Source organism: Lysinibacillus sp. GW821-FHT14F06, from assembly GCF_058803665.1.
Genome location: NZ_JBXAPF010000001.1, coordinates 157,360 through 182,927, shown reverse-complemented (window position 1 = coordinate 182,927; position 25,568 = coordinate 157,360). Strand labels below are relative to the sequence as shown.

The following is a 25,568-nucleotide window of genomic DNA, read 5'->3' as shown; positions in this document are numbered from 1 at the left end:
AAATGTAGGAAACAAAGAATCTTTTTAAGTTGTTTAATTCTTATTGAACGGAGCAGGTTGATTGAAGAAAGGTCAAATTTATTTTAAGGTTATTTTTGGGAGGAGATAAGCAATGAGGGCACCTTATCAAGTTTTGGTATTTCCTTATATAATCACTGACAATTCTATTGAATATGCAATTTTTAAGAGAAGTGATTATGGATATTGGCAGGGATTAGCTGGTGGTGGAGAAGAGGGTGAGACTCCTATTGAATCAGCTAAACGAGAAGCATTTGAAGAGGCTGGTATTACAAGAAATTATCCATATATTGAATTAGATTCTATGTCTTCACTACCAGTAAGCCAAGCCTAGTAGCTAAATGATAGGAGGCATGGTTATTAATATCACAATCCCAACAAGGTATTATATTATTTAAAAGGCAATAATCTATAAATGTTTCTGCAATCAAGTTCGCTAACCCTTTTCCTTGATAACTCGGATCAGTTATTATATCCACCTCTGCATATTGCATCGATTTAAAAATGGAAACGCTTCACTAATTATTTGGCCTTCATGTTGAAGACAAAAACCGAAACCATTTTTTAGAAAATTACTAGTTGTATCCCAATATTCTTGATAGTATTGATTAGTAAATTCTATACTATGTTCGTTGCTGATTGATCTTAGAGCATTCAAAATCTATTGAATGACATTTTTCCCTCTCATTATAAACATTCTTATCAAAGCTAAACGTGTATCGTTGTAATTTCTTAACATATCCTTTTAACTCTTGGTTAATCTTGGCACTCCAATCATCCGAATAAGTAAATAATGTGAAGCGTTTATTTTGTTCACGCGATTCTTGTAGTAGCGTTACAATTTTACTTACAATATGTTTACAAGACGAATCACCATTAACATAATATATTCCCGATTTTGTCTGTACTAGAATAGAATGATAGCCAGCATCATCTGCATAAATGGTACCTTCTATTATCTGATCCAGTATGCTGTAGACGAATGTTGGCGCCTCTTTAATAGTCTCTCCTATCGCTGAAAAATCCTCTGCTTTTACCTCTATCATTATCTTTTCCCCAATTGTTTAAATATTGTTTTCTTCTTATTATAATGTATATTGTAAATAGTAGAACTATTGTTTAATATTGAAATGCGTCTAGTATAAAACATTTGAAGGGACTGAACGATGCGCAGATAGCAATATTTTTTATCCAAATAAAATCAATTTCGCCTTGGCGTAATTGTGTCTGGATTTTGAATTGTGCCCACACAATTCATTCATTCCATTGAAAATCCGTGACATCCGCCGGAGGCTTTATCATCATTCAGTAGGTGTTTCGTCACCCACTGAAAAGGAACCGAAACCGCTTTCATCTCACCACCTGTTGAGGTGAGAGTCTTCTGCTGAATGAAGATAAAAACTTGGAGGTAAAAGTATTGATAGAACAAATTGACACAAAAAGACTATATTTAAGAAAAATGAAATTAGAGGATGCCAATAATTTATTTCAAATTTGGTCAGATCCTGACGTAACCAAATATATGAATATTATGAATTTAACGGATGTTAAACAGGCACAAGAAATGATTACAATACTTGATCAATTAGCGAAAGAACAAAAAGGCATTCGTTTTTCAATTATTGAGAAGACATCCCATAAAATTATTGGCTCTTGTGGATTTAATTCATTTGATGATGAGAACAATACCGCAGAAATTGGCTATGAGCTTGCGAAAGCTTATTGGGGTAAGGGTTTTGCGCAGGAAAGTATTGTAGCTTTAATTCATTATGCCTATACCACTTTAAATATAAAAAAATTTGAAGCAAAAGTTGAGCCTGCTAATAAAAACTCCATAAAATTACTAGAAAAGTTGAATTTCAGCTATATAGGAACATTGCCAGAAACTGAAACATCTGATGATATTAGTATTTATGCTTTAATACAATAAATTCGTAAAGGCCAAGAAACATTATTCTTGGCCCTTCTAATTTACTTAATCGGTATCCAAATTTCAGAATAACAATCAGGATTAAATGGATCCTGTTCAGAATACACTTCAAGCTCTGCGGATCCTATCGGTTCGTAAGGATTAGATGGGAACCATTCAGAATATATTTGTTTCCAAGTATTCTGCATTGCATCTGGCATAGGACCATGTACTTCAAAGACAACCCATTTAGATGCTGGTATGTCCATTGCCAATAAATCATTTGGTACATCCCCTACATGATCGGCAGCAATCCAATAATCAATCAGGCTATTCTGTGGATAGTTGGGATCTGGAACACAAACTCCAAGTACACCCTTAATTTCTCCATTATTTAATTGAATTAACTGCTTATCAAAATCTTTGCTGTTCATTTCATTCCAAAATTGAGGAATCTCTCTCGTATTTTCACCACTTTGACAATTATAAGTTCTTTTTACCCCTACCACCTGAAATGCTTCTTTTTCTTCAATTCTATACTTCATTGGTTCTGCTCCCTTCAGACTTACCTGTATGACCAGGCGATTGTATGATTGTAATGGACCTTGCTTCTTTCTAGCTTCACTAGGCGTTACATGATGTTGCTTGCGAAATGCCTTTGTGAAAGCTTCAGGAGAGTCATAGCCATATTTGTAGGCGAGATCGATTATTTTTTCATCAGTATTCACCAACTCTTGCGCAGCCAATGTTAATCTTCTACGTCTTATATAATCCGCAATGGACATATCCGTTAAAATAGAGAAAGTCCGTTGAAAATGAAAGACTGAAGAATGAACCTCTCGTGCAATTTGCTCCATAGTAATGTCCTCTAATAAATGCACCTCGATATAATTGATTGCTTTTTGAATCGACTCAATCCAACTCATTGCTCTCACTCCTTGTATATAGATTAACGAAATGACATGATTTAATCCTGTTTTTTTATGCTTGCTTTGGACAGGTTCATTCATATCTACTATATTAATAATCTTTAAAGAAAAGTTTACTAAATAATTTCTAATTGTTACCCAATTCCAATTATGTATTGGTAAGTAAGATATATTCATTCTTAAGTCTATATCACTTACTTAAATTTTTGCAAAAATATGAGGTTTGAAACAGTTCAGTGACCAAATAACAACAAATCTTGAGTATCAGTATTTAAAATAATCGTAATAAAAGTCACGCTCTTATGAACATGACTTAATATTTCTCTATAGTTTTTTTGGTACCCTCATTAATATTAGAAAGTTTGCATTGTTTCACTAACATTATTTAAGTTTTATTTTTTCAATGGCTGCCTCATAGATCAATTCATTCTTGATTTTTATATATTGATTTTTCGCTGTCTTGCAATAGCCTTCTTTTTCTAAAAATTCTTTTAACGCAGATTTCCTGGGAAATATTTTTTCCATTACACTTGAAGTTTCTTCAAGCTCATCCATTCTTTTAGTAATTGAAAGCATAAAAATTTTTGACAAATAATATCCTCCTTTCAATTAGGCATGAAACTTTTTAATTATAAATAATTAGAGCTGAATGTATAACAGTCTGTTCTCCAATGTATAAAGTGTTATATTTAATATCGATTATTAGATATTCACTTAAATCTAGAAGAGCATTATTAATATCATTTTCAAATTGTACAATATCATTATTTTGAATTGTTACTACTTGTGTCGCTTGTATCATATACTTTTCTCCCCCTCTTTTTTATATTAAGTTAAAAGGAAAGATTTGTCACAGAAATAATATAATTGTTCAAACGAAAAAAGTGCTAGAGCGAAAAAGCTCCAACACTTCCTTTTAGTACATTCTTAAATATTCTTCACGCTCCCAGTTATGGACGCGTGTACGATATTTATTCCATTCTATTTCTTTAGCAGTCGTGAATTTTTCAAAAATATGATCCCCAAGTGCCTCACGTACTATATGATCCATTTCTAATTCAATTAGCGCAAATTCCAATGATGATGGTAAACTATCAATACCGTTTAATTCACGTTCATTCCGAGACATTTTATAAATATTGCGATCAACTGCATCTGGAGGTGTTAAATCATTGCGAATCCCATCGAGCCCTGATGCTAAAATAACGGCCATCGCTAAATATGGGTTTGCTGCAGGATCAACAGAACGAAGCTCAATGCGTGTTGAAAGGCCTCTTGCAGCCGGAATTCGAATAAGTGGTGAACGGTTTTGAGCAGACCACGCTACATAACAAGGAGCCTCATAGCCAGGCACTAAACGTTTATAGGAATTCACAAGCGGATTTGTGACTGCAGTAAAACCATGTACATGTTTAATAATACCAGCCATAAAACTACGCGCTGTTTGGCTTAATTGCAGTTCTGCATTTTCATCATAAAAAACATTTTTACTTCCCTCAAATAAAGATAGATTGAAATGCATTCCTGAGCCATTAACGCCATATAATGGCTTTGGCATAAAGGTTGCGTGTAAACCATGCTGCGCTGCAATTGTTTTTACAACAAGTTTAAATGTTTGAATATTATCACAGGCTTCAATAGCATTGGTATATTTAAAGTCAATTTCATGCTGACCAGGTGCCACCTCATGATGAGATGCTTCAATTTCGAAGCCCATTCCTTCTAGCTCTAATACAATGTCACGACGACAATTCTCGCCAAGATCTGTTGGTGCTAGGTCAAAGTATCCCCCACTATCATTTAATTCAAGTGTTGGGTGCCCTTTGTCATCCAGCTTAAATAAGAAAAACTCTGGTTCTGGCCCTAAATTAAATGAAGTAAAACCAAGCTCCTCCATCTCCTTTAGTACCCTCTTTAGGTTAGAGCGTGGATCACCTTCAAACGGCGTACCGTCAGGTCTTGTTATATCACAAATAAAGCGCGCTACCTTGCCCTTTTCAGCTGTCCAAGGGAAAATTACAAAAGTATTAAAATCTGGACGTAAATACATATCTGATTCTTCAATACGTACAAAGCCCTCAATGGATGAACCATCAAACATCACTTTATTGTCCAATGCTTTTTCTAATTGACTTACAGGAACCTCAACATTTTTAATTGTTCCCAATATATCAGTAAATTGTAGGCGAATAAATTTCACATTTTCTTCTTCCACTCGGCGTATAATATCTTCTTTTATATAATGTTTCATTCTTCACCACTCCAATGTAATTTTAGTTAACATCACAATAAATAACTGTTTTCAAATTACATTATAAAAGAAAAAAACGCAATACATATGTAAGATTTTATTACATTGTTTTTTCCGAAGATATTTATCTTTTTTTTAGATATATAGAGCTCTCATTTACGAATCCCTTTATACGGGATTAAGGCTTTACTACAAAAATTTTCAGCAATTTTCATGGTCTGTTTTATGGAATTTAAATAAGAAATAATATTTCCACAATTTATATCACAATAGTCTTGTATAATGCCATATTTATTGGTAAATTTATAGCAAATTAGAATTTCTATATTGTTCATCAGCCAAGTAAATAAGGCGTATATAATATAGTTAGAAATAAATAACTAAGATTCCTGGAAATCTTCTGTTAAAGATACATAAGGCGGTGAATGTAGGAAGCATGTCAGTATTAATTATTGGCAGCGTAAGTAATGATGTATTGCGTCTGCAAAAATATTTTCATCGTATAGACATCAAAGATATTCATTGCTTTTCCTCCTCTGATGCAGCAATGAATTATTTATTAGATTCTTTGAAAGAAGAGCTGGAATTAATTATTCTCGATGCAAAATTGACACTTAAAAATTGCGAAGAAATATGTCAGCAAATTGACAGTTTAATAAACTGGATTGATGTCCCAATCCTTCTTGCTACTACTTATGAGAAAACGATTACGATTGATAGAGTTTTTGAAGCTGGGATATTTGATTTTATTTTAAAGCCATTTGATTTCACACAATTTAAAACTCGAATTCAAGTAGCCACAAAATATCAGAATGAAGCAAAACTTCGAAAGCAGCAAGAAAGTATTATTCAAAAAGACTTAATTGTGGCAAAAAAATTTCAAAAAAACGCTTTATCACCACCATTAAATCTTAAATACCTACAGATTGATGGACTTTATGTTACATCCAATACACTAGGAGGTGACATGTACTGTTGGTTTAGGATTAATGAACATTTGACAGCTATTCTTTTATATGATGCTATGGGGCATGGCATCGCTGCATCACTTGTTACCATGTCCGTTCGATCTCTGTTAAAAGGTATGATTACAAAATTAATCGATCCTGTAACAGTCATTCGGGAGCTGAATCGTCAAATATACGAACTTTTCTCTGATGAAGATATGGACCGTTTTTTAATGACGGCTATCTACATACTTATTGATACAAAAAATGGAACATTACACTATGTTAATGCAGCCCATCCAGCTGGATTTTTATTTGGAAAGTATGGAGAGACAGTATTTCTTCAAGCGAACACACCTATTCTTGGATTATTCCCTACAATTCCAATCACTAAAAAAACAATTCCTTTATCTGGCTGGCATCGAATTATACTTTATACAGATGGATTATTGACATTAAATAAGCAACACAGTATCGATATGGAATTTTTCCATTCCTATGCCTCACAAGAAAATAGCTATGCCTTACAAAAATTTTCTCAAAAGTACAATTTATTAGATAATGATCACAGTGATGATATAACAGTAGTTTCAATAACAATTACATTACAGGGTAGGTGATTGGTGATGGAATTCACGCTCAATGTAAATCCTGATACACAAGCTATAGCATTCGTAGATCAAGTTATGGAAAATTATTCAAATGTATATAATCTACCTTATAAAAAGGAATTACGCTTTGTTGTACATGAATTAGTTATAAATGCTGTTGAAGCAATGGGAAAAATCAATACATGCTCAAAAAAAGAAATTCAAATACATGTATGCCAATCCAATGAAGAAATAAAAGTAACTGTTACTGATGAAGCAAAAGGGATTGCTGAAAATGATTGGGATAAAGTTCTTCAATACGATTTCAATGAACTTGATTATTCAGATCGTGGGCGTGGTTTATTTTTTGTCAAAAATATGGTTGATGATATTTGGTTTGAACATATTTCTGAAACAAAATTTTTAGTCGGTATCTCAAAAAGAATTTATATAAATGAAAATAGAGAGCTTTGATAAATTTTTAACTATTAAAAAACGCTACTCGACTCGCCAAAACGAGCAGCGGAAATCATAACGTGATATAAGGTTCAACAACATATACCTATAAACGTATAATTGGAGGAGTTTTAATGAGACTGTCAATCCGAAAAAAAATAAGCCTGCTAATCTTTAGTTGTATTTTACTACTTACTTCACTTTTAGCAGGGATAAATTATTATGTTGCGAAAAAGAATCTTTTAGAAAGTGCTGATACTAAGCTTCTATCAGATATTCAAGTAAGCTATGAATATTTAAATGCAAAATTCCCTGGAGATTGGTCCATCAAAAATAATCAATTATATAAAGGCGATATCAATATGGTTGAGAATTTTGACATCGCTGATAAAGTTGGCGAGCTAACAAACGGTAATGCCGTATCCATTTTCCAAAATGATACACGAATTAGTACCAATATTGTTGAAAATGGAGAGCGTGCTTTAAATACTAAAGTATCTGACGAGGTGGCAACTGTAGTATTAGGAGAAAAAAAACGATTTATTGGTTCAGCCAGTGTTTTAGGAAGCATGCACCAAGCAGCCTATGACCCTATTTTAGATAGCAAAGGAGATGTAATAGGTGTATGGGCAACAGCCGTTCCAACAGCACCTTATATAAGCATTGCAACAAAATCTGCTCTTGAAAATGTAGCCGTTTCGTTAGGGATTGCTATTCTATTGATTGTCGGTATTAGTTGGTTTTTACAACGACAAATCATTAACCCAATTAATATTCTAAGCTCCAATGCCCAAGAGCTAGCAGATTTAAATTTGAATGTTAAATTATTAAATCCTAAGAGCAAGGATGAGATTGCGGATCTGGCACTTGCATTTAGTAATATGAAGGATCGTTTAACAGAAACAATTACAATTGTGGCTGGTAGTGCTAATCAGGTCGCTAACTCTTCCCACTCTTTAGCTGAATCATCACACCAAACTAGTGAGGCTTCTAACCAAATTGCATTAACCATGAATGAAATCGCAGTTGGAACAACAACACAATCCGATCAAGCTGAGCAAATTGTATCGATGATGCAAAAAACAATTGAAGAAGTATCGAGTAGTTTGCAAAAAGCTGAAATGACTTTGACTAGTGCTATAGAATCATCGAATATTGCACGTAAAGGAGAAGAAGCGATTACTGAAGCGATCAAACATTTAAGTGCTGTAACCCAAACAGTGTCTTATGCAACCGACTCAATTCAAAAGCTTGGCAAACGCTCTGAGGAAATTGGTGGTATTATCACCGTGATTACAGGTATTGCAGAGCAAACAAATTTACTTGCCCTTAATGCAGCCATAGAAGCCGCACGCGCAGGTGATCAAGGAAAAGGCTTTGCGGTTGTTGCCTCAGAGGTACGTCAGCTAGCTGAGCAATCAAGCATGGCATCTGGGCAAATTACAAATCTAATAAATGATATTCAGGCTGAAACATCAGTAACAGTTCGCACAATGGAAAGCAATTTGCTTGCAGTAGAGGAGCAAGTAACAATTATCAATAAAGGAGGAACTGCTTTAAAAGAGATTGTGGAGAAAGTTGTGGAGACGGAAAAAGGTGTTGAACAAATGAAAACTGCATTTACGCATGTCAATGATAACTCCTTAGGTGTTCAACAAGCTATTCAAGACATTTCTCGTATCATTGAGGACTCTGCGGCTGCAACAGAGGAAATCGCTGCTACTTCTGAGGAACAATATGCTACCGTAGCAGAGATAACACAAAACTCAGATGAATTAGCAACAATTGCTGATAAATTACAAAACGAAGTCAATAAATTTAAGTTTTAATTAAGAATTAACATGATACGATGTGATAGAATCAGTGGGAGTCTATTAAAGCAATATACAAAAATGCGGTGACTCCCACAATAACATAAGCAGATGAGGTGGCTCAAAAAGGTCTTTGGAAAGCCTTCAACCTTGTCAAGAAATTATCCAAGTAGTAATTAATCCATAAACAAGAAAAGGAAAATGGAGGCGCTATAGTATGAATCAGAAGAAAATTGCGATGGATATTGGCACAAAGGCTGATTATATCTTAATTGCGTTTACTGGTGATTTGGAATACGAGCTGATTGAGGATATAAAAAAAGATCTTCAATCACTAAATTTAGAAACAAAGCATGGATATATTATCGATATGCAAAAGGTAACAAATATAGATAGTACCGGCTTTGGTATGATCGTCAACTTTGCCAAAAAAGTTTCTATAAAAGAAAAGAAAATCGCCATAATTGTCGTCGATGATTTCATCCGCAACTTATTCGCTATTTCACAGGTTGATAAAGTTTTTCCTATCACAAACAGCGAAGAGCAAGCAAGAAAGATTATTAAAGAAGACTGGCTAGGAGAATTATCACTTACCGAATATTAATCCTATTGTTGCCCCCATTATTAAAATAGGGTGTATTCCTGTGAATGGAATACACCCTGCTTTTTAATATTGTAATAGCATATTTAGTAAAACAACTAGAATAACTATAGGTACTACAATTAACATTAATAGTCGATATATAGAATAATACCCATGCCCCATATGGCTTCCCATCAGTAATTCCTTCTTCACAAATTCTTTATCAGCTACATGTACAATAAAGAACGCTATCAATAAGTTTCCTATTGGAAGCATTAAATTCGATACTAGAAAATCTGTCGTATCAAAAATTGTTTTTCCAAAGAATGATACATCAGCTAAGGTACTAGATGACAGTGCTGCTGGAATTGCAGCAATAAAGACTACTATACCTAATAACAGTGTCAATACTGAGCGAGACAATTGCCCCTTTTCTATAAATGCCGCTACGATAATTTCGTATAAACTAAAGGAGGATGTTAACGTTGCGAATAAAAATAATAATAAAAACATCGCTAAGAACACTTCACCAAACGGCATTTGGCTAAATGCTGTTGGCAGCACCATAAACAGTAAGCCCGGTCCAGAAGCTGGCTCTAAATCAAAGGCAAATACCACTGGAAAGATCGCTAATCCTGCTAAAAATGATACAAGTACAGTTAAAAGAACAACCGAGCCCGCCGAGTTAGGTAAGCTCACATCCTTCTTTAAATAAGAGCTATAGGTCACAAGGCAAGAAAAACCCACTGCTAAGCCAAAGAAGGATTGCCCTAACGCTTCTAATAAAGCCCTTCCAGTAATATTAGAGAAGTCTGGCCATAAGAAAAATTTCACACCCTCCATCGCCCCATCTAATGTTACTGCTCGGACAACAAGTACAATAAACATCATAAATAATAATGGCATCATAAACTTATTAGCCTTTTCTATACCATTTTGCACACCAAGGGATATCACTAGTACATTCGCTAGCGTAAATAACCCTAAACCTAGCAATGTAATCCAAGGCGTACCTATAATTTTTCCAAATAGCTCTCCAGGATCATTAACAGGATCAATAACAGTTCCAGCCACACCAAGACCGCTATAAATAAAAATCCAACCACCCACAACACTATAAAAAGTTAATAATAAAAAGCAACCTAGTACACCCATGCGGCCAATCCATGCCCAGCCCATTTTCGTCGGTGCAATTTTTTTATAGGCAGTGACCGCCTCAGATTGGGTGCCACGACCTAAAACATATTCTGATAATAGCATCGGTAAACCAATCAGCAATGTAAATAGAACAAATATAAGGAAAAATGCTCCTCCGCCACTTTGTCCAGTAACATACGGAAGCTTCCAAATTGCCCCTAATCCAATTGCTGCACCTGCTGATGCTAAAATAAAACCTAGTTTACTAGACCATTGTGCTTTTTTTTCACTCATCTCTTCAAACTCCTCTAGCATTTCTAAACTCTTTCTTATTCTACATGAAAACACTAGGCCCGACTAGATTAAGTTCATTTGACGAATCTATCCATTACTTCATGCGTTCTATCCATAAAAAAACCTCAAGTGTATCAAAACACCCGAGGTTTCATAATCTTATTTCGTTAAATACATATTACGTTGACGATCTATCCATTTGCGCATAGTTGTAAATAATAAAGCCATGATAACAGTTAATAAAATTCCTTTGACAATATTAAATGGCAAGATTCCAGCCACAATCATTTTATATAATGAATCTCCTACAACAGGCTCCATCCCCAAAAAGTACGTGTACATTGGTAAAAATACAGCATAGTTAAGAACACTCATACCAACCGCCATAACGATTGTTCCTGCTGCTAAGCCACTAATAAGGCCACCAATGTTTTTAAAACGCTTAAAAATAATGGATACCGGTAAAATAAATAAAATACCTGTTGTGAAGTTAGCGATATGTCCTACTGGTACTCCTGTCGGCGTGCCTGAGAAAATCCAATCCAAAACATTTTTAAATAACTCTACTAGAATCCCCGCTACAGGTCCCATTGTGATAGCCGCTAGTAATGCAGGCATATCACTGAAATCTACTTCCAAAAACGCTGGGAATGGCGGAATTGGGAAATTAAATAGCATTAATAAAAATGAAATACTGCTCAGCATGCCAATCGTTATAAACGATTGAAGTTTAACATTTTTCTTCATTGAAAACTCTCTCCTCTTTGCTGATTCAATCTCGCAAGAAGAAAGGTTACGACCTAATCACATGTTATTCATGAAAAAACCCTTATGCATTTTTGGCATAAGGGAGAATAGGCATGATTAATAAACGCCATTAATTAGCAGTTTTTGAGCGAACTTTAAAGTCATGTTGAAAAAACGCCCGTTCAAAGCCAATTTAAAATAACGAATGACGATCGTACCTCCATCTTCTCCCATCCAGACTCTAACTGTCGGCCTTGGAATCGCACCAAGTCAGCCATGCAAAAAAATTTGCACAGGTCGCGGGCTGAAGAGTCATTAGTAAATCATTCGAGCCAATGTCTTTCACATTAGCGATTTACAACTCTATTACCGCCGGTCGGGATTTTCACCCTGCCCCGAAGATGAATCAATATTTTATTTTTGTTCTACAGCTTTACTATAATGAATTATTTAGAAAAAGTAAATAGTTCTGCTTAAAAAATCCTATTAGATTTGTATGTTTTATGGACAGTTAATTGATTTATCGCCAGAAAAACAAGAAGGAGTATTCTCGCCACTGTCTATGTACGAGAAAACTCCTTCACTATCGCCAAAAAGTTGCTATGGCGTATCCATATATTGCTTGTTTGCGCCTACTGGCTTGGGCAAGAAATTTTTAAAATCAAAGCCTTCCCAATTTTCCTGAACTACATTATCTAGGCGTAATTGTTTATCAAAGCTTGCAGCCGTTAGCATCATTGCTTCGATTAATTGTGTTGCTCGAACCGGTTCCATAGTCGTTAAATCAAGAGGATCATTAAAGGTAACAACAACACCCTCAGCAACCTCCTGAACAGTATAGGTCACATTTTCTGGAACGACAGGAACATAGACATCATCATTTTTATTGCGCATAACTGTAATCGCTTCTGTTACCGTGGAAAAAGTTTGACGAAAATCAGGAGATAAATACTCCGTCCCATTATTCTGATCTTTATATAAATAATAATTAAAATGACTTGGACCTGTTAATGACATAGCCTTACTCGGCTCCCCCTCTTGGGAGAACTCGTATGGTGTACCATCTGCATTTTCAAACTCTACCTCTGTATACTCTGAGTCCGAAAATGTATCCTGCAAGGTTCCCTTATACTCATTCACAGGGGCAGAAGCTACATCGTAATCATTTTTCTCAGGTAATACATGAATCAGCTTATCGTCTTTTTCTTTCAATTCACCTTGATATGGATGGTAATTAGTAAAGCCTTTTTCTTCCTCTTTAATTTGTGGTGCATACTTTTTATACATTTGTAATGTAGAAGGTTTTTCTTTCCCAAAATCTGCTGCAACTTGCTCATTGGGAATAATATACGTCATTGGTACACTTTCTACATCACGGCTTGCCAAACCAATGCGGAAGACAACGGCATCCGTTAAGTCCTCCTCGTACACAGAGGTACGTAGAGACATAAATTTAGCATGTTCTGCAACAATGCTCGAATCCAAATAATTATCATGATTTTCAGCAGTTTTTGCAGCTGGCCCATCTTCCATAGTAGAATATGGAGCAATATCAGGGGCAGTCGCCTGATCTATCTTGGAATGTTTATTATTCATAAACATAGAACCTACACCTACTGTTAATGCGAAAACAGCGGCAACACTCATAAAGATTGGCCATTTACGGATTTTGCGCTTTGTTGATTCTGTCTCTGTACTTTGCTGTTGTTCTTGCGCTGACACTTCTTCGTCTACTGGCTGCTGGATGGCTTCTTGCAGATGAACATTATCCTGCAAGCGAGTATCTGCCAATAATCGATTTAATATTTCATCTTTAGAACGGCGGTCAGAAAGCTTAGGGGCATTGTTCAATACATGTTCTAGTTGGTCATTATCAAACTGGTTATGTGTCATTGCCGTTTCGCCTCCTGTTCTCTAACCTGTTGTAGCTGTTGCCTTAAAAATTTAATGGCACGATGCTGCGTTGTTTTTACCTTTGCTTCTGTCCAATCTAGTATTTGTGCTGTTTCTGCAATCGATAAATCTTGAAAATAGCGCATAATGATGACCATCTTTTGGTCTCCTGTACAGTTTTCAAGTGCTGACTCTACCTGCATAAATTCATCACTGGCCTCCAACATATCTTCCGGTGATGGTGTGTTTGAATGGAGCTGTTCCGTTTCCCAGTCAAAAAAATCAAGTGAATGCTTTTGGCGTACTGCCTGCTTCCGAAAGTGATCGATTGCTACATTTTTAGCAATGGCAAAAAGCCATGTCTTTTCACTGCTATTTCCTGCAAATTGATCGTATGAGCGCAACACTCGTACATAAACCTCGTGCGCTAAATCTTCAGCAAGTATACGGTTTTTTACTAAATAAATAAGAAACTGGAACACGTCTTGATGGTATGCATCGTATAGTCGATGGAACACGGAGTCATTCAATGCACTCCACCCCCGTTCTATAATATTTGTCGTCTTCATGTTTACAGAAGTTACAGCCAATTAATACCACTAAAGTAGCAATGATATTAATTACTCGAAAGGTAAATAAAACGTAAAGGTCGTACCTTCTTTCAGCACACTGTCTACCATAATCGTCCCTGAATGTGCCTTTACAATATTTCTAGCAATAGCTAAACCTAGGCCAGTTCCGCCTTTAGAACGCGTCCGGGCTTTGTCAGCTTTATAAAAACGTTCAAAAACATAAGGTAAGTCCTCATGTGGAATGCCATGTCCTGTATCCTGAACAGATATTTTTGCGAAGGTCGGCTCCTGCTCAATTTTGACAGTAACTGACCCTTCATCCGTATGACGGAGTGCATTGTCAACTAAATTTGTTAACACTTGTTCAATCCGATCCTCGTCAATACTTATCCTAGCTTCCTCATTGAATTCACTATCAAATACTAGACGAACATTTTTCTCTTTAGCGACTTGAGCAAACTTTTGTGTTATCCGCTCGAATATAGAATTAATTGGAAGCTCATCCTTATAAAGCGTCATATGCCCCGATTCCATACGAGCTAAATCTAATAAATCTGTTACTAGACGTCCCATACGCTTCGATTCATCGTAGATAATTTTTGTTATCTCGTTACGTTCTTCCTGATCCTGAATAAAATCATCATCCATTAAGGCCTCTGAATAGCCCTGAAGCATTGAAATTGGTGTTCTCAGCTCATGAGATACATTCGCTATGAAATCTGAACGCAGCTTTTCTAAGCGATGCTGCTCTGTCATATCACGAATAACAGCAACTGCTCCACGTATTAATTCCCCACTGTAAAGGGGACTAATCGTAAAGGTATAATAATTTCCGTCCATCTCAATTTCTTCTTCTAATTTATCCTCAAACATCAGTACATGATCTAGCATATGATATAGCTCTGGTGGAATTGGCTTTGCACTTTGAGATCCTTTATTAACAAACCATTTTTGCATTAAACGCTCTGCTGGCGGGTTACTTAATAATATTGTACGATCTCGATTAAACGTAATGACTGCATCTGTCATCGATGTCAAAATATTAGAAAGTTGTTCATTTTCCTGATTAATTACCTCTAAATTATGCTTTAATTGTCGCCCCATTTGATTAAAGGCAACAGCAAGCTGACCAATTTCATCATTTTGTGTTGTTGGCATTTTTGCTTCAAAATTCCCTTTTGAAATTTCAAACGCCAGTTCACGCATTTTACGTAATGGCGAGGTAATACGTGAGGAAAGGAAAAAGGCAAAGAATGTTGTTAGCACAAAGGCAATAAAGGCAGATAAAAAGACAATTTTTGTCGTTTCTTTCGATGTTTTATGTAGTGCATCTGGACTTTGATAAATAAAGACAGCACCATGCACGGCATTCTCTACATTTAATGGGAAGCCGAGCACCACATACGATTCTATTTTTTCTTTATCTGTAGATGATGGCATCATCATTTCTTTCGTAATTGGTTCATCTGATTGAAAAATTTTATGGAAAGATTTATTGGCTAATATAGTATCCTGTATTTCTTTTTTATTAACTCCCTCCTGCAAAGCAAACGATACTTCGTTATTACCTGTCGCAATAAGGGCATTCGTGCTTTCGGGTAAAATATCTTTTAATAATTCCGATGTTGACTCTGCCGTTTCATTATCATCTACAATACTTGCCACCGTTGCAGCTGTTTGACGCAACGAAATCTCCGCTTGCTGCATATGGTAATTTTGTAGAAATTCGAGCATCAAAACCGTGAAAACAAATAATACAAATGAAACGAGAAGCAATATGGTTACCCATAGCTTCCCGACAACACTATTCCATATTCTATTCATTGACAACCTCAAATTTGTAGCCAACGCCCCAAACAGTGACAATCATCTTTGCAGCGTTTTCAGATACACGATTGAGCTTTTCACGTAAGCGCTTTACATGCGTATCCACAGTACGTAAATCTCCAAAGAAATCATAATGCCAAACTTCTTTTAGTAATTGTTCACGGTCAAATACTTTGTCTGGCGACTTCGCTAGAAAATAAAGCAATTCATATTCTTTCGGTGTTAAATTTACCTCAATCCCCTCTGCTGTTACACGATGGGCATCGTGGTCGATCATTAAATGCTGGAATACAACCAAATCTTTAGAGGAGGATGCATTTGTCGAAGGTGAGAATGCCTGCGAACGACGTAATATAGCCTTCACACGTAACACTACCTCACGAGGACTAAATGGTTTTACAATATAATCATCTGCCCCAAGCTCAAAGCCCTGTACACGGTTTGCTTCTTCGCCCTTAGCAGTTAATAAAATAATTGGTGTTGCTGCACGTTCACGGATTTCTGCACATACTTCAAGTCCGTCTTTTTCAGGCATCATGATATCTAATAAAATACAATGGTACTCTTTTTCTAAAGATTTTTCGATCGCTTGTTCACCATTTTCTGCTTCGTCAACAAGGTATCCTTCACGCTCCAAATACATTTTTAATAAGCGTCGAATACGATCCTCATCGTCTACTACTAACACTGAAATATTCTCTGACACTTTCACGATCCCTCTCTTCCAATCTTTCTCTACATTCTATTGTACATGGTTCGACACATATTGAAAAGAAAAGAAAGCCCTCTTGCCACAAGCAAGAAGGCTTATCTTTCTAATACTAGCGACGTTGAAAATCTCATATATGCTTCCATACTAGTTCATCATCCTGCAAAACTTGTGCTCCAAGGTAAAAGAAGTGAACGCTCAACTGCTTCTTCATGCAGACAGGACGTTATTATACAAGCGTTTTCATAGTTGATATAGGTATAAGCTTGTATCCCTCTCTCCCAAGCACCCCTAAACGTAAGCTAGTTTCGTATTAATTTGATGCGTATGAGTGTAAGCCTGCAAGAATTAAGTTAACAGCAACTAAGTTGAATAAGATAATGGCGAAGCCAATTAATGCTAACCAAGCTGATTTTCTACCTTCCCAACCTTTTGAAAGGCGTAAATGTAAAAATGCTGCATAAAATAACCATGTGATAAGTGCCCATACCTCTTTTGGATCCCATCCCCAGAAACGACTCCAGGCGATTTGTGCCCAAATCATCGCAAAGATTAAAGCACCTAATGTAAATACTGGGAAACCAATTAATACGGAACGGTAGCCGATTTCATCTAGTAATTGTAAATTGACACGCTTAACAAATGGTTGGAATATTGCGCTAATACGTCGTCGTGCAATTAAACGAATTAATAAGTATAAAATTGATCCTACTAATAATGACCAAACAACCGTTGTTAATTTCTTCGCATTAATAAGTGAAGGCATTTCTACAATTGGCGACATACCATGTTCTTCAATTGCTTTAAATTCATTCATTCCAAATATCGGTGGCATATTATAAGTTATTTGACGCTCTGTGCCTTCTTTATCAACATAAGAGTATTTAGATTCGTAATCCATCGCCTTAAACGTAGAGGAAGCAATGACAAAGCCAACTACTAACACTAAGCAGAACATCACTGTTTCTAACCAAAAGCGTTCTTTAGTGGCCTTCGTAACATCTACTACTTTTAATAAATAAATCAGTCCAGCTACCGCACTTATGGCCAAAATCGATTGACCCAAAGCCGCTGTAATAACATGAATTGTTAGCCAATGACTTTGTAAAGATGGCACTAATGGACTTACTTCGTTCGGGAACATCGCTGCATAGGCAATGATTAAAAGTGCCACAGGTAGTGCCACTAAACCTAATGCTGTCATGCGGTAAATAAAGTAAATTAAAATAAATGCAGCAACAATGAACATACCAAAAGCTGTCGTAAATTCAAACATGTTACTAACAGGTGCATGCCCTGTATGAATCCAACGGGTAATAAAATACCCAAGCTGCGAAAGGAAACCAATTATAGTGATAGCAATAGCCAGCTTGCCCCATTTATCTGTATTTTTGCCTGTAGCATTCGATTGCTTTATTGAACCACCAAAGAATAACGTTGCTACAAGATAAGCTATAAATGCCACAAACAATAGGTTTCCGCTTATATCAATCAAACTCATAAGGTGTTGTCACCTTCCTTTTTAGTAATGGCTGATTTTGTCGACTTCTCGACATCTTCTGACTTCTCTAGCTGATCTATATATGGTGGTAAATCAGTAAAGGATGAAACAGCATCTAAATCTTTTTTCATGCTGAACATATTTTTATTAACATGGGCAGCCATTATCACTTTTCCATCTGGCTCTACCTGTAACCATAAACGTCTGTGATTCCAATACGAACCGATTGCTACACCAATCATGAAAATAATACCACCAACAAATAGAATAGGTATTGTACTATCTTTACGTATTGTAAAGTTTGCCGTATTTCGTGTGTCAGCACTAGCAAATTTCATTCGATATTTATTTTCTCCAAGCGGTTCAAGAGGCGGCTTCATAATTTCAACAAAACTTACCTCTCCATCTGGTGTTTCAGGTGTTTTCATTTTAAATAAAAATGCTGGATTATTAGGTATAGAAGTTTTTGTTTGTGGTTCACCATTCTCAAAACCAGAAAAATCTGGTGTATAAACTAGAATCTGTACGGAAGAACCATTTCCTAAATCATATTCCTTTTTAGGATTTGTTAGATCAATTTCAGCTTTACCAAGAGATTCACCAGTTACTTTATTCACCAAATCGAAATTCATCTGCTTCAATTCATTCAATCGGTAATTCATTTGATATAAGGCAAAACCATCTTCTTTTAAAGGATGGTTTACACGAATCGAGTAATCTCTCACCTTTTCAAGATTATCCAAGTCCCCTGGAAGTGAGCCTTCAGGTTGTTTGTATAATGTGACATCCGTTTGGAAGTTTTTTGCTACTACATTGACACCTTGTGCCACTTGCTCGCCCTGTGGCTTATTGTCATGAGTTTCTAAAATAAATTTATTATTTTTAATAAAATAGCCTTCCATCCCTGGTATAGCTCTTGTTTCACCTTCACGAATCCAAATCGACTCATCCACATAGAAGCCAGGCACTAAACGTATCATAACGCCTGTTAAAAAAATAATAAGGCCGACATGGTTTATGTATGGGCCATATCGAGAAAAACGGCCGCGTTCTGCTAAAAGTGCGCTTCCATCACGTCGAACATTATATTTTAAGTCAGTCATTTTTTGCTGAACTTTTTCGAGTGTTTCCTCAGGATTTGAAACTTGTCCCTCTGCTATAATGCGTTGACGCTTCAGAAAACTTTCATGACGTTTAACGCGTTGATTTTTCAGAGACTTATGCAATGGTATCCCACGGTCTAAACTTGCAACAATAATCGATATAGCGAGCATTCCAACTAAAATTTGGAACCACCAAGTGCTATACAAATCAGATAATCCTAAATAATTATAAAGTTTACCAAACCAGCCGTAGACTTTCTCATAGTATTCGGCCTTACCTGCATCTGGAGCGTTTACATATATTTCTTGCGGTAAAATTGTTCCGATTGACGCAGCGACCAGTGTGATAATAATAAGGGCAATTCCTACTTTTACACTCGAGAAGAAATTCCAAATTTTATCAACAAATGTCTTGTTGTATGTTTTTGATCGAATCGCTGATCCATCATAGCGCATATCAACAACTTTTGTTTGCTTACCTTCCTCAGTTAAAGGGCGACCACATTTTTCACAGAGCTTCGTGCCATATGGGTTACTATGACCACAAGCACAAATGATATTTTCCATAGTCATTTACTCCTTATTCGGCTTCACTAATTCCATGTACGAAGCAATATTTGCCTCCGTCATTTCACCCGTAATAATTTTCGCTACCTTACCATCTGGATCAATAAGAACCGTTGCTGGTAATTGTCCAACATTGTAGGCAGTCATAACACTTTTTGTTTTGTCAATAACCACTGGGAATGTTAAGTCGTATCTATCGACAAAATTCTGAACTTCAAAATCTGTTTGTGCAATATTGACAGCCAATGTTTGTACACCTTGGTTTTTAAACGATTTATACTGACGGTCCATTGCAGGCATTTCCTTTTCACATGGCTTACACCAAGTTCCCCAGAAGTTCAAAAATACCCCCTGCCCTTTATAATCAGACAGTTTATGTTTCTCACCGTTTAAATCTACTAACGTGAAGTCTGGTGCTTCAGAGCCTACTGCTACTAACTCTACCTTCTCCTTTGTCGCTGTTCCATATACAGTGTACCCAATTGCAAAGACCAAAACTGCTAAAATAATGGTACGGATGACGAGACGTTTTTTCTTTTTCTCCAAGTTAATAAACCCCCTATCAATTACGGCTTTGAGCAACGTTTATAACGCAAAGTTTTTAAAATATGTATAGATATTTCATTTCCTGTACAGCTAGTATGGTTTCAAATTCTATACAACTCTATTGCTTCTGCGCCTAAAAGCTACAAAGTCAGAAGTGAATACTACTTCGACTGGATGAAACTAATATAGGTGTACTGTTCTCACCTATTATAGCAAAATGATACAAAAACGCTTAGCTAATAATTATGAATGATTTATGAACGATTACACCACTAAGAAAGTGAAAACATTCCCATACGGATAATGGTATCTTCACTTTCTATAAGATCATGTTCAATTAACCTATTTTTCCTGTCTCTGCTAACACTCTTAATTGCTTCACTTCATGCTTTGTCAATTCACGATACTCTCCAGGTGCCAGACCATATAAATCTAAAAAAGCAAAGCGTTCACGTTTTAATTTGACAACAGGTGTACCAATTGCCTCAAACATGCGGCGCACTTGACGGTTTCGTCCTTCGTGAATGGTAATTTCACAAATCGCCTTACCAGCTTTCTCGTCAAAGGAGGTCATACTTACCATCGCTGGTGCCGTTTTACCATCCTCTAGCTTTATTCCTCGTTGCAGCTTTTTTAAACCTTCAATCGTTGGAACACCTTTGACACGTGCAATATAAGTTTTGTCGATTTTAAATTTCGGGTGTGTCAACATATAGGAAAATTCCCCATCATTTGTCAGCAATAATAAGCCAGATGTATCATAATCAAGACGCCCGACTGGGAAAATACGTTGCGGAATATGCTTAAATAAATCTGTGACAGTTTTGCGTCCTTTATCATCCGTTACAGCTGAAATGGTTCCGCGAGGTTTATATAATAAGTAATAAACCTTATCCTCTTTTTCAAGTTTTACTCCCTCAACTTCAATCGTATCTGAGTTGGACACCTTTGTACCTAGCTCACGCACTACAACGCCGTTCACCTTTACTTTACCTTCTAAAATCAATTGCTCCGCCTTACGCCTCGATGCAACACCTGCATATGCAATGACCTTTTGTAATCTTTCCATACTTTCACCTCTAGTTTTCATTCGCAATGGCATTCATGCCAACTTATCAATTTCGCCTTGGCGTAATTGAAATAAACCTTATACAATCTTCAATCAGGTTATTTTTCCCGCTAATCTGTGAAAATTATGTCATACTTTTGTGTATTATTAAAGAAAAACTAATTATGAATAAGTAATTAGAGTATTTGAAATAATTTTTTATTAGCTAGTTTCTATAATTTTAACACCTAAAATTTACTGTAGATCCTTTTTATTCAGAGCTAGTATGCTCGTTTCTTTAAATGACAAATCGACTGTGATTCTAAAATTTTTTTCCTATAGGAACGTTCTAACGTCAAAAAAATCAGCGTCCGCTTTTAACGATCCGCTGATTCAACAGTTACTGCCTTTGCATATATTCGTTCCTCACCGATAAAAATCGATAGGACAGCCTCCTGACGTTTCCTTGAAACATGTAACACTTGCCTTACACTATCTTTTTCCTCTTTGGTTAGTTGTAAACGAATTGGCTGCTCTAAACGAATGGCTACCTTTTTGTTCACATTATACTTCCCTTTTTTCACTACTGTCTCAAGATTGTACTCTTCCCACACTTTATTGGCTAACCCCCGATGTACATTCCAATCATCGGATTCATTCAGCGTGACAACGATACAAGTTTGCCCATCATTTTGAAAGGCAGTAGCCAGTGTGCGACCAGCAACCTTTGTAAAACCCGTTTTTCCAGCAAAGGCTGTACCCGTTGCAGTTTTTAAGGAACTCACTGGCTGCTGTTTCACGTCGTCATCTAAGATAGCAGAGGTTCCTGCTCCCTCTCGCAATAAACGATGCTTATTTTCCCAAAGCATTCCATTTTCTGTATCAGCTCTATATAAAACAGTTGATGCAATTGTCTTGAAGGTTTTATTTTGAAGAGCGATCCTCAGCATCTCCGCAGTATCCCTAGCTGATGATAGATGCTCATCATGATGTAAGCCAGAAGGATTCATAAAAACGGTATTTGTGAGACCAGCTACAACAGCTCGCTCATTCATTAATTTGACAAACCCCTCTACTGACCCTCCAGCATGCTCCGCTAAAGCTGTTGCTGCATCATTTCCTGAGCGCAGCATTAAACCATATAATAGCGTTTCAACCGTTACCTTTTCACCTGCTTGCAAGTAAATTGATGAGCCTTCAGCCATCGCAGCCCTTGGTGAAATAACCACTTCCTCCTGAAGATCACTGTTTTCAATAGCAACAAGCGCTGTCCAAATTTTTGTTAAGCTGGCAATGGGTAGCCGTGCATCACTATTAGATTCTAATAAAACACGGCCCGTATCACCATCAAGGACAACATATCCACTGCCTCCTCTTGCTAGGCTGGTTTGCGGAAGCATAAGCATTAACACGACAAACATGAACAATAGTACACGTACTAACCGAAGCAACGAGCCACTCCTTATTAAAAGTAATAGGAAAATATAAATAACATGAAACTAATCTAATGGTTCTTTTCCAACCAGTTGTTAGCTCACTAATCTAGCCTCTACAAATGGTCTTACACTTCTATTTCAACTTCCATTTAAAAGGAAATCTTACTACTATATGTTTATGCTAGATACATATTTATGTTAAAAGCAATATATGATATATCTTTACTTTATCCCACTAAAAGTTTCTTGGAATTTCGTCATAAATAAATCTGTTTCTTGCTCTGTTTCAACGTTTTCTTCCTCAGGTAGAGGCGGCATTTCTTCAATACTATTTAATCCAAAGTAGTTTAAAAACTCTTTAGTGGTCCCATATAGAATTGCACGACCTGTCCCTTCTGAACGGCCAACCTCTTTAATTAATGCTCTAGAAACAAGCGTTTGTATAGGCCTTTCACACTTCACACCGCGCAAATCCTCAATGGCTACACGTGTAATTGGCTGCTTATAGGCCACAATCGCAAGTACCTCAAGTGACGCTTGAGATAATGATTGGACAGTAGGATTTTCTACTAATCTTTGAATAGCATCTGCAAGCTCAGACTTTGTTATTAGCTGATAAACACCTGCCATCTCTTTGACGGTTATGCCCCTCGCTAAATCCTCTTCATAGCTTACACGTAATGCCTGCATAGCCTGTACAACAGGTTCTTCGGCCTCGCCTAATAGCTGTGATAATTGTTTGATGGTTAAACCATCATCTCCGACAACAAATAATAAAGCTTCAATTCTACTCTGTAGCATCATTGTTTTCGTCATCATCCCAATCCTCCTTCTGTAAGGTAACCGTTAATTCTTCAAAGTTACCGTCTTGCTCTACGATGACGACCTGACGTTTCATCAGCTCAAGTAGTGATAAAAACGTCAGAATAAGCGTTGGCTTATCTTCATAGGGAAAAAGCGCGAAAAATGATGCACGTCCACCTGTGGAACGTAATGAATCAACAACTGAGCGCATTTGGTCACGCACTGAACGCTCCTGTCTTGCAACAGTTGTCTTTAATGGTTTTTTCAATTTCTTTCGGCGCATCAGCTTTTGAAAAGCACTAAGCATATCATAGATGTTGACATTCATATCAAATAACGCCATTTGCTCATCTGAGGCTAATCCCGATAAATCTGCTGGCGGCCTAGTAAATACTTGTGCTCGGTCTGTTTCAAGCTCTTGCAGATTACTAGCCGCTTCCTTATATTTCTTATACTCAATTAAACGTAGTACAAGTTCTTCACGAGGGTCTGGGCCATCCACTTCTAATTCGGCATCCTCCAGCTCACCTTCATGAATCGGCAAGAGCATACGGCTTTTAATTGCCAGTAATGTTGCAGCCATCACTAAATATTCACTAGCTTCATTTAATTCCAGTACTTGCATAGCATGTATATGATCAATATATTGTTGAGTAATTTCAGCCATTGGGATATCATAGATATCAATTTCCAATCTGTGAATTAAATGCAATAATAAATCAAGAGGCCCTGAAAAGGCATCTAATTTTACTTCATAAGACATTGTTTTACCACCCTGTGTTTCTATGTTCTTTTAGTATAGTAGAAAGGAGTCCAAAATGCATCCACAGCATCATACTTTATTTATCGACTACTGCGCATATTTCAATGGCAACCATGATTTTTTTGAATGTCATGAAGTTCTTGAGGAATACTGGAAGGATATTGCTCCAGGTGATAAAAAACATCCGCTCGTAGGATATGTACAGCTTGCAACGGGCCTATATCATTGGCGACGTCACAATTATACTGGTGCAGCACGAATCCTCGAGAAAGCATTCAATAATTTTCAATCTAATCGTAACGATATCTTTTTTACAGAAATTAACTACGATAAACTAATGTTACATCTTGCCGAGGTGCTTTCTGCTATCCACACAGGTAGATCCTTCCAAGCCTTTCAGTTACCCCTTTCTCCTGCATTGGAAGATTTAACAATCACTCGCATACAACTTTTACCAAACAGTAACGCTAACTATCTTCTTCATAAACATATGCTTCGAGATCGCTCACATATTCTTGCAGAAAGACAAGAAAGTAAACATAGAAAAAGCAGACGTTAATGCTCGTCTGCTTCTTCATCCATACAATTTATACATTTTCGAACAAATTTACGTGTTTCATCTGTTGCGCGCACATTTTCGAACTGACCAAGTTCAGCCACTTCCTGCAGCATTTCCTTCGCAACGCCCTCTCCTCTGTAAGAAGGGACAACGGATACATGCTGAATCGTAGCAATATTATTATCGTCAGTTACCAGTCCGACAATGCCAACATACTCATCATTCTTTTTCCATAAATATAATACCCAGTTATCATTATTTTCATAGGAGTGGATTGTCTCTGTGAGCTTTTTTATGTCTTTTTCGTTAGGCATAAACGAGAGTAGCCCCATTGCTATTTTCTCGAAAGCTTTTTTATATCGAATTAACATATTTGTCTATTCCCTCTTTTTCTAGCTGTACATAATCTTTGACTATCCTACACGATTTGTACTTTTACCGCAAGCCAATTTCTGTCTTACGAACCAGGTCCAAGTATTCCTTTAGACGCCAACACCCAATAAAGTACGCCCCACAATAAGATAAAAACTGAAATGGACGCTAGTAAAACCCATTTATTTTTCCTCAA

Annotated in this window: 25 protein-coding genes, 2 pseudogenes and 1 riboswitch; of the genes and pseudogenes, 7 read left to right on the top strand and 20 right to left on the bottom strand. The window is 36.5% G+C overall.

Annotation, left to right across the window (positions count from 1 at the left end):
• Positions 1-112 precede the first annotated feature (112 nt).
• Positions 113-340: pseudogene (locus tag AC1RNS_RS00900) on the top strand (NUDIX domain-containing protein); the annotation flags it as partial.
• Here the strand turns inward: AC1RNS_RS00900 and AC1RNS_RS00895 are convergent.
• Together AC1RNS_RS00895 and AC1RNS_RS00890 are read right to left on the bottom strand one after the other, a co-directional pair.
• Positions 321-676: pseudogene (locus AC1RNS_RS00895) on the bottom strand (GNAT family N-acetyltransferase). The pseudogenes AC1RNS_RS00900 and AC1RNS_RS00895 overlap by 20 nt on opposite strands.
• Positions 642-1,064 carry a GNAT family N-acetyltransferase gene (locus AC1RNS_RS00890; RefSeq protein ID WP_492990111.1) on the bottom strand — a complete coding sequence of 141 codons (423 nt, stop codon included), beginning with the start codon at positions 1,062-1,064 and terminating at the stop codon, positions 642-644. Before AC1RNS_RS00890 ends, AC1RNS_RS00895 begins: the two are co-directional and overlap by 35 nt.
• Before the next feature lie 371 nt (positions 1,065-1,435).
• Here AC1RNS_RS00890 and AC1RNS_RS00885 point away from each other — a divergent pair, with 371 nt between their 5' ends.
• Positions 1,436-1,948, top strand: coding sequence for a GNAT family N-acetyltransferase (locus AC1RNS_RS00885; protein WP_492990110.1), 513 nt, complete (start codon positions 1,436-1,438; stop codon positions 1,946-1,948).
• A gap of 41 nt (positions 1,949-1,989) precedes the next feature.
• On the opposite strand, the gene AC1RNS_RS00880 is transcribed toward AC1RNS_RS00885, so the two are convergent.
• From AC1RNS_RS00880 to glnA, 4 genes are all read right to left on the bottom strand, one after another.
• Positions 1,990-2,853: an AraC family transcriptional regulator gene (locus AC1RNS_RS00880; protein ID WP_492990109.1), complete on the bottom strand. Its 864-nt coding sequence runs from the start codon at positions 2,851-2,853 to the stop codon at positions 1,990-1,992.
• A gap of 384 nt (positions 2,854-3,237) precedes the next feature.
• Positions 3,238-3,447, bottom strand: coding sequence for a hypothetical protein (locus tag AC1RNS_RS00875; RefSeq protein ID WP_492990108.1), 210 nt, complete (start codon positions 3,445-3,447; stop codon positions 3,238-3,240).
• A 34-nt stretch (positions 3,448-3,481) separates the two neighbouring features.
• Positions 3,482-3,658: a sporulation protein Cse60 gene (locus AC1RNS_RS00870; RefSeq protein WP_492990107.1), complete on the bottom strand. Its 177-nt coding sequence runs from the start codon at positions 3,656-3,658 to the stop codon at positions 3,482-3,484.
• Positions 3,659-3,772: 114 nt separating this feature from the next.
• On the bottom strand, positions 3,773-5,107 hold the full coding sequence (gene glnA / locus AC1RNS_RS00865) for a type I glutamate--ammonia ligase (RefSeq protein ID WP_492990106.1): 1,335 nt from the start codon (positions 5,105-5,107) through the stop codon (positions 3,773-3,775).
• Positions 5,108-5,543: 436 nt separating this feature from the next.
• On the opposite strand from glnA, the gene AC1RNS_RS00860 reads away from it, so the two are divergent.
• From AC1RNS_RS00860 to AC1RNS_RS00845, 4 genes are all read left to right on the top strand, one after another.
• Entirely contained in the window at positions 5,544-6,674 is a 1,131-nt protein-coding gene (locus AC1RNS_RS00860) for a SpoIIE family protein phosphatase (RefSeq protein ID WP_492990105.1), read from the top strand.
• Between the two features lie 6 nt (positions 6,675-6,680).
• Entirely contained in the window at positions 6,681-7,118 is a 438-nt protein-coding gene (locus AC1RNS_RS00855) for an ATP-binding protein (protein ID WP_492990104.1), read from the top strand.
• Between the two features lie 116 nt (positions 7,119-7,234).
• Positions 7,235-8,929: a methyl-accepting chemotaxis protein gene (locus AC1RNS_RS00850; protein ID WP_492990103.1), complete on the top strand. Its 1,695-nt coding sequence runs from the start codon at positions 7,235-7,237 to the stop codon at positions 8,927-8,929.
• A gap of 199 nt (positions 8,930-9,128) precedes the next feature.
• Positions 9,129-9,515, top strand: coding sequence for an STAS domain-containing protein (locus AC1RNS_RS00845; RefSeq protein ID WP_492990102.1), 387 nt, complete (start codon positions 9,129-9,131; stop codon positions 9,513-9,515).
• Positions 9,516-9,578: 63 nt separating this feature from the next.
• Here the strand turns inward: AC1RNS_RS00845 and AC1RNS_RS00840 are convergent, their stop codons facing one another.
• The 13 genes from AC1RNS_RS00840 to AC1RNS_RS00780 form a co-directional block, all read right to left on the bottom strand.
• Entirely contained in the window at positions 9,579-10,925 is a 1,347-nt protein-coding gene (locus AC1RNS_RS00840; protein ID WP_492990100.1) for a sodium-dependent transporter, read from the bottom strand.
• 159 nt (positions 10,926-11,084) lie between these two features.
• Positions 11,085-11,672, bottom strand: coding sequence for an ECF transporter S component (locus AC1RNS_RS00835; RefSeq protein ID WP_492990098.1), 588 nt, complete (start codon positions 11,670-11,672; stop codon positions 11,085-11,087).
• 218 nt (positions 11,673-11,890) lie between these two features.
• Positions 11,891-12,079: riboswitch (FMN riboswitch) on the bottom strand.
• A gap of 193 nt (positions 12,080-12,272) precedes the next feature.
• Positions 12,273-13,565 (bottom strand): RsiX family anti-sigma factor, encoded by a 1,293-nt coding sequence (locus tag AC1RNS_RS00830; protein WP_492990097.1) that lies wholly within the window; start codon positions 13,563-13,565, stop codon positions 12,273-12,275.
• Positions 13,562-14,095 (bottom strand): RNA polymerase sigma factor SigX, encoded by a 534-nt coding sequence (sigX, locus tag AC1RNS_RS00825; RefSeq protein ID WP_427546725.1) that lies wholly within the window; start codon positions 14,093-14,095, stop codon positions 13,562-13,564. The genes AC1RNS_RS00830 and sigX overlap by 4 nt, the downstream gene beginning before the upstream one ends.
• A 90-nt stretch (positions 14,096-14,185) precedes the next feature.
• Positions 14,186-15,961, bottom strand: a complete 1,776-nt coding sequence (locus tag AC1RNS_RS00820; RefSeq protein WP_492990096.1) for an ATP-binding protein — start codon at positions 15,959-15,961, stop codon at positions 14,186-14,188.
• Positions 15,954-16,670, bottom strand: coding sequence for a response regulator transcription factor (locus tag AC1RNS_RS00815; RefSeq protein WP_049668637.1), 717 nt, complete (start codon positions 16,668-16,670; stop codon positions 15,954-15,956). The genes AC1RNS_RS00820 and AC1RNS_RS00815 overlap by 8 nt, the downstream gene beginning before the upstream one ends.
• Before the next feature lie 316 nt (positions 16,671-16,986).
• Entirely contained in the window at positions 16,987-18,174 is a 1,188-nt protein-coding gene (ccsB, locus tag AC1RNS_RS00810) for a c-type cytochrome biogenesis protein CcsB (RefSeq protein WP_492990095.1), read from the bottom strand.
• Complete coding sequence (resB, locus tag AC1RNS_RS00805) at positions 18,171-19,844, bottom strand: cytochrome c biogenesis protein ResB (protein WP_492990094.1); 1,674 nt, start codon at positions 19,842-19,844, stop codon at positions 18,171-18,173. The genes ccsB and resB overlap by 4 nt, the downstream gene beginning before the upstream one ends.
• Positions 19,845-19,850: 6 nt before the next feature.
• Positions 19,851-20,390, bottom strand: a complete 540-nt coding sequence (gene resA / locus AC1RNS_RS00800; protein WP_492990093.1) for a thiol-disulfide oxidoreductase ResA — start codon at positions 20,388-20,390, stop codon at positions 19,851-19,853.
• 337 nt (positions 20,391-20,727) lie between these two features.
• The gene (locus AC1RNS_RS00795; RefSeq protein WP_427546711.1) at positions 20,728-21,459 is read right to left on the bottom strand and encodes a pseudouridine synthase; all 732 of its coding nucleotides are present in this window, start codon (positions 21,457-21,459) and stop codon (positions 20,728-20,730) included.
• 356 nt (positions 21,460-21,815) lie between these two features.
• The gene (locus tag AC1RNS_RS00790; protein WP_492990092.1) at positions 21,816-22,889 is read right to left on the bottom strand and encodes a D-alanyl-D-alanine carboxypeptidase family protein; all 1,074 of its coding nucleotides are present in this window, start codon (positions 22,887-22,889) and stop codon (positions 21,816-21,818) included.
• A 207-nt stretch (positions 22,890-23,096) separates the two neighbouring features.
• A complete protein-coding gene (gene scpB / locus AC1RNS_RS00785; protein WP_492990444.1) occupies positions 23,097-23,690 on the bottom strand; it encodes an SMC-Scp complex subunit ScpB in 594 nt (197 codons plus the stop codon).
• Entirely contained in the window at positions 23,662-24,441 is a 780-nt protein-coding gene (locus AC1RNS_RS00780) for a segregation/condensation protein A (protein WP_492990090.1), read from the bottom strand. Before AC1RNS_RS00780 ends, scpB begins: the two co-directional genes overlap by 29 nt.
• A 55-nt stretch (positions 24,442-24,496) precedes the next feature.
• Between AC1RNS_RS00780 and AC1RNS_RS00775 the strand changes: the two genes are divergently transcribed.
• A complete protein-coding gene (locus AC1RNS_RS00775; protein WP_492990088.1) occupies positions 24,497-25,000 on the top strand; it encodes a DUF309 domain-containing protein in 504 nt (167 codons plus the stop codon).
• Here AC1RNS_RS00775 and AC1RNS_RS00770 read toward each other — a convergent pair.
• Entirely contained in the window at positions 24,997-25,371 is a 375-nt protein-coding gene (locus AC1RNS_RS00770) for a GNAT family N-acetyltransferase (RefSeq protein WP_492990087.1), read from the bottom strand. The two genes, AC1RNS_RS00775 and AC1RNS_RS00770, sit on opposite strands and share 4 nt — an antisense overlap.
• Positions 25,372-25,568: the final 197 nt, after the last annotated feature.

Coding starts and splice junctions, on each gene's coding strand:
- AC1RNS_RS00845 (WP_492990102.1), top strand. CDS start 9,129: ATGAATCAGAAGAAAATTGCGATGGATATTGGCACAAAGGCTGATTAT.
- scpB (WP_492990444.1), bottom strand. CDS start 23,690: ATGACGAAAACAATGATGCTACAGAGTAGAATTGAAGCTTTATTATTT.
- AC1RNS_RS00840 (WP_492990100.1), bottom strand. CDS start 10,925: ATGAGTGAAAAAAAAGCACAATGGTCTAGTAAACTAGGTTTTATTTTA.
- AC1RNS_RS00835 (WP_492990098.1), bottom strand. CDS start 11,672: ATGAAGAAAAATGTTAAACTTCAATCGTTTATAACGATTGGCATGCTG.
- AC1RNS_RS00770 (WP_492990087.1), bottom strand. CDS start 25,371: ATGTTAATTCGATATAAAAAAGCTTTCGAGAAAATAGCAATGGGGCTA.
- AC1RNS_RS00890 (WP_492990111.1), bottom strand. CDS start 1,064: ATGATAGAGGTAAAAGCAGAGGATTTTTCAGCGATAGGAGAGACTATT.
- AC1RNS_RS00880 (WP_492990109.1), bottom strand. CDS start 2,853: ATGAGTTGGATTGAGTCGATTCAAAAAGCAATCAATTATATCGAGGTG.
- AC1RNS_RS00850 (WP_492990103.1), top strand. CDS start 7,235: ATGAGACTGTCAATCCGAAAAAAAATAAGCCTGCTAATCTTTAGTTGT.
- AC1RNS_RS00795 (WP_427546711.1), bottom strand. CDS start 21,459: ATGGAAAGATTACAAAAGGTCATTGCATATGCAGGTGTTGCATCGAGG.
- AC1RNS_RS00830 (WP_492990097.1), bottom strand. CDS start 13,565: ATGACACATAACCAGTTTGATAATGACCAACTAGAACATGTATTGAAC.
- AC1RNS_RS00775 (WP_492990088.1), top strand. CDS start 24,497: ATGCATCCACAGCATCATACTTTATTTATCGACTACTGCGCATATTTC.
- glnA (WP_492990106.1), bottom strand. CDS start 5,107: ATGAAACATTATATAAAAGAAGATATTATACGCCGAGTGGAAGAAGAA.
- AC1RNS_RS00855 (WP_492990104.1), top strand. CDS start 6,681: ATGGAATTCACGCTCAATGTAAATCCTGATACACAAGCTATAGCATTC.
- AC1RNS_RS00820 (WP_492990096.1), bottom strand. CDS start 15,961: ATGAATAGAATATGGAATAGTGTTGTCGGGAAGCTATGGGTAACCATA.
- ccsB (WP_492990095.1), bottom strand. CDS start 18,174: ATGAGTTTGATTGATATAAGCGGAAACCTATTGTTTGTGGCATTTATA.
- AC1RNS_RS00860 (WP_492990105.1), top strand. CDS start 5,544: ATGTCAGTATTAATTATTGGCAGCGTAAGTAATGATGTATTGCGTCTG.
- AC1RNS_RS00780 (WP_492990090.1), bottom strand. CDS start 24,441: ATGTCTTATGAAGTAAAATTAGATGCCTTTTCAGGGCCTCTTGATTTA.
- AC1RNS_RS00870 (WP_492990107.1), bottom strand. CDS start 3,658: ATGATACAAGCGACACAAGTAGTAACAATTCAAAATAATGATATTGTA.
- resB (WP_492990094.1), bottom strand. CDS start 19,844: ATGGAAAATATCATTTGTGCTTGTGGTCATAGTAACCCATATGGCACG.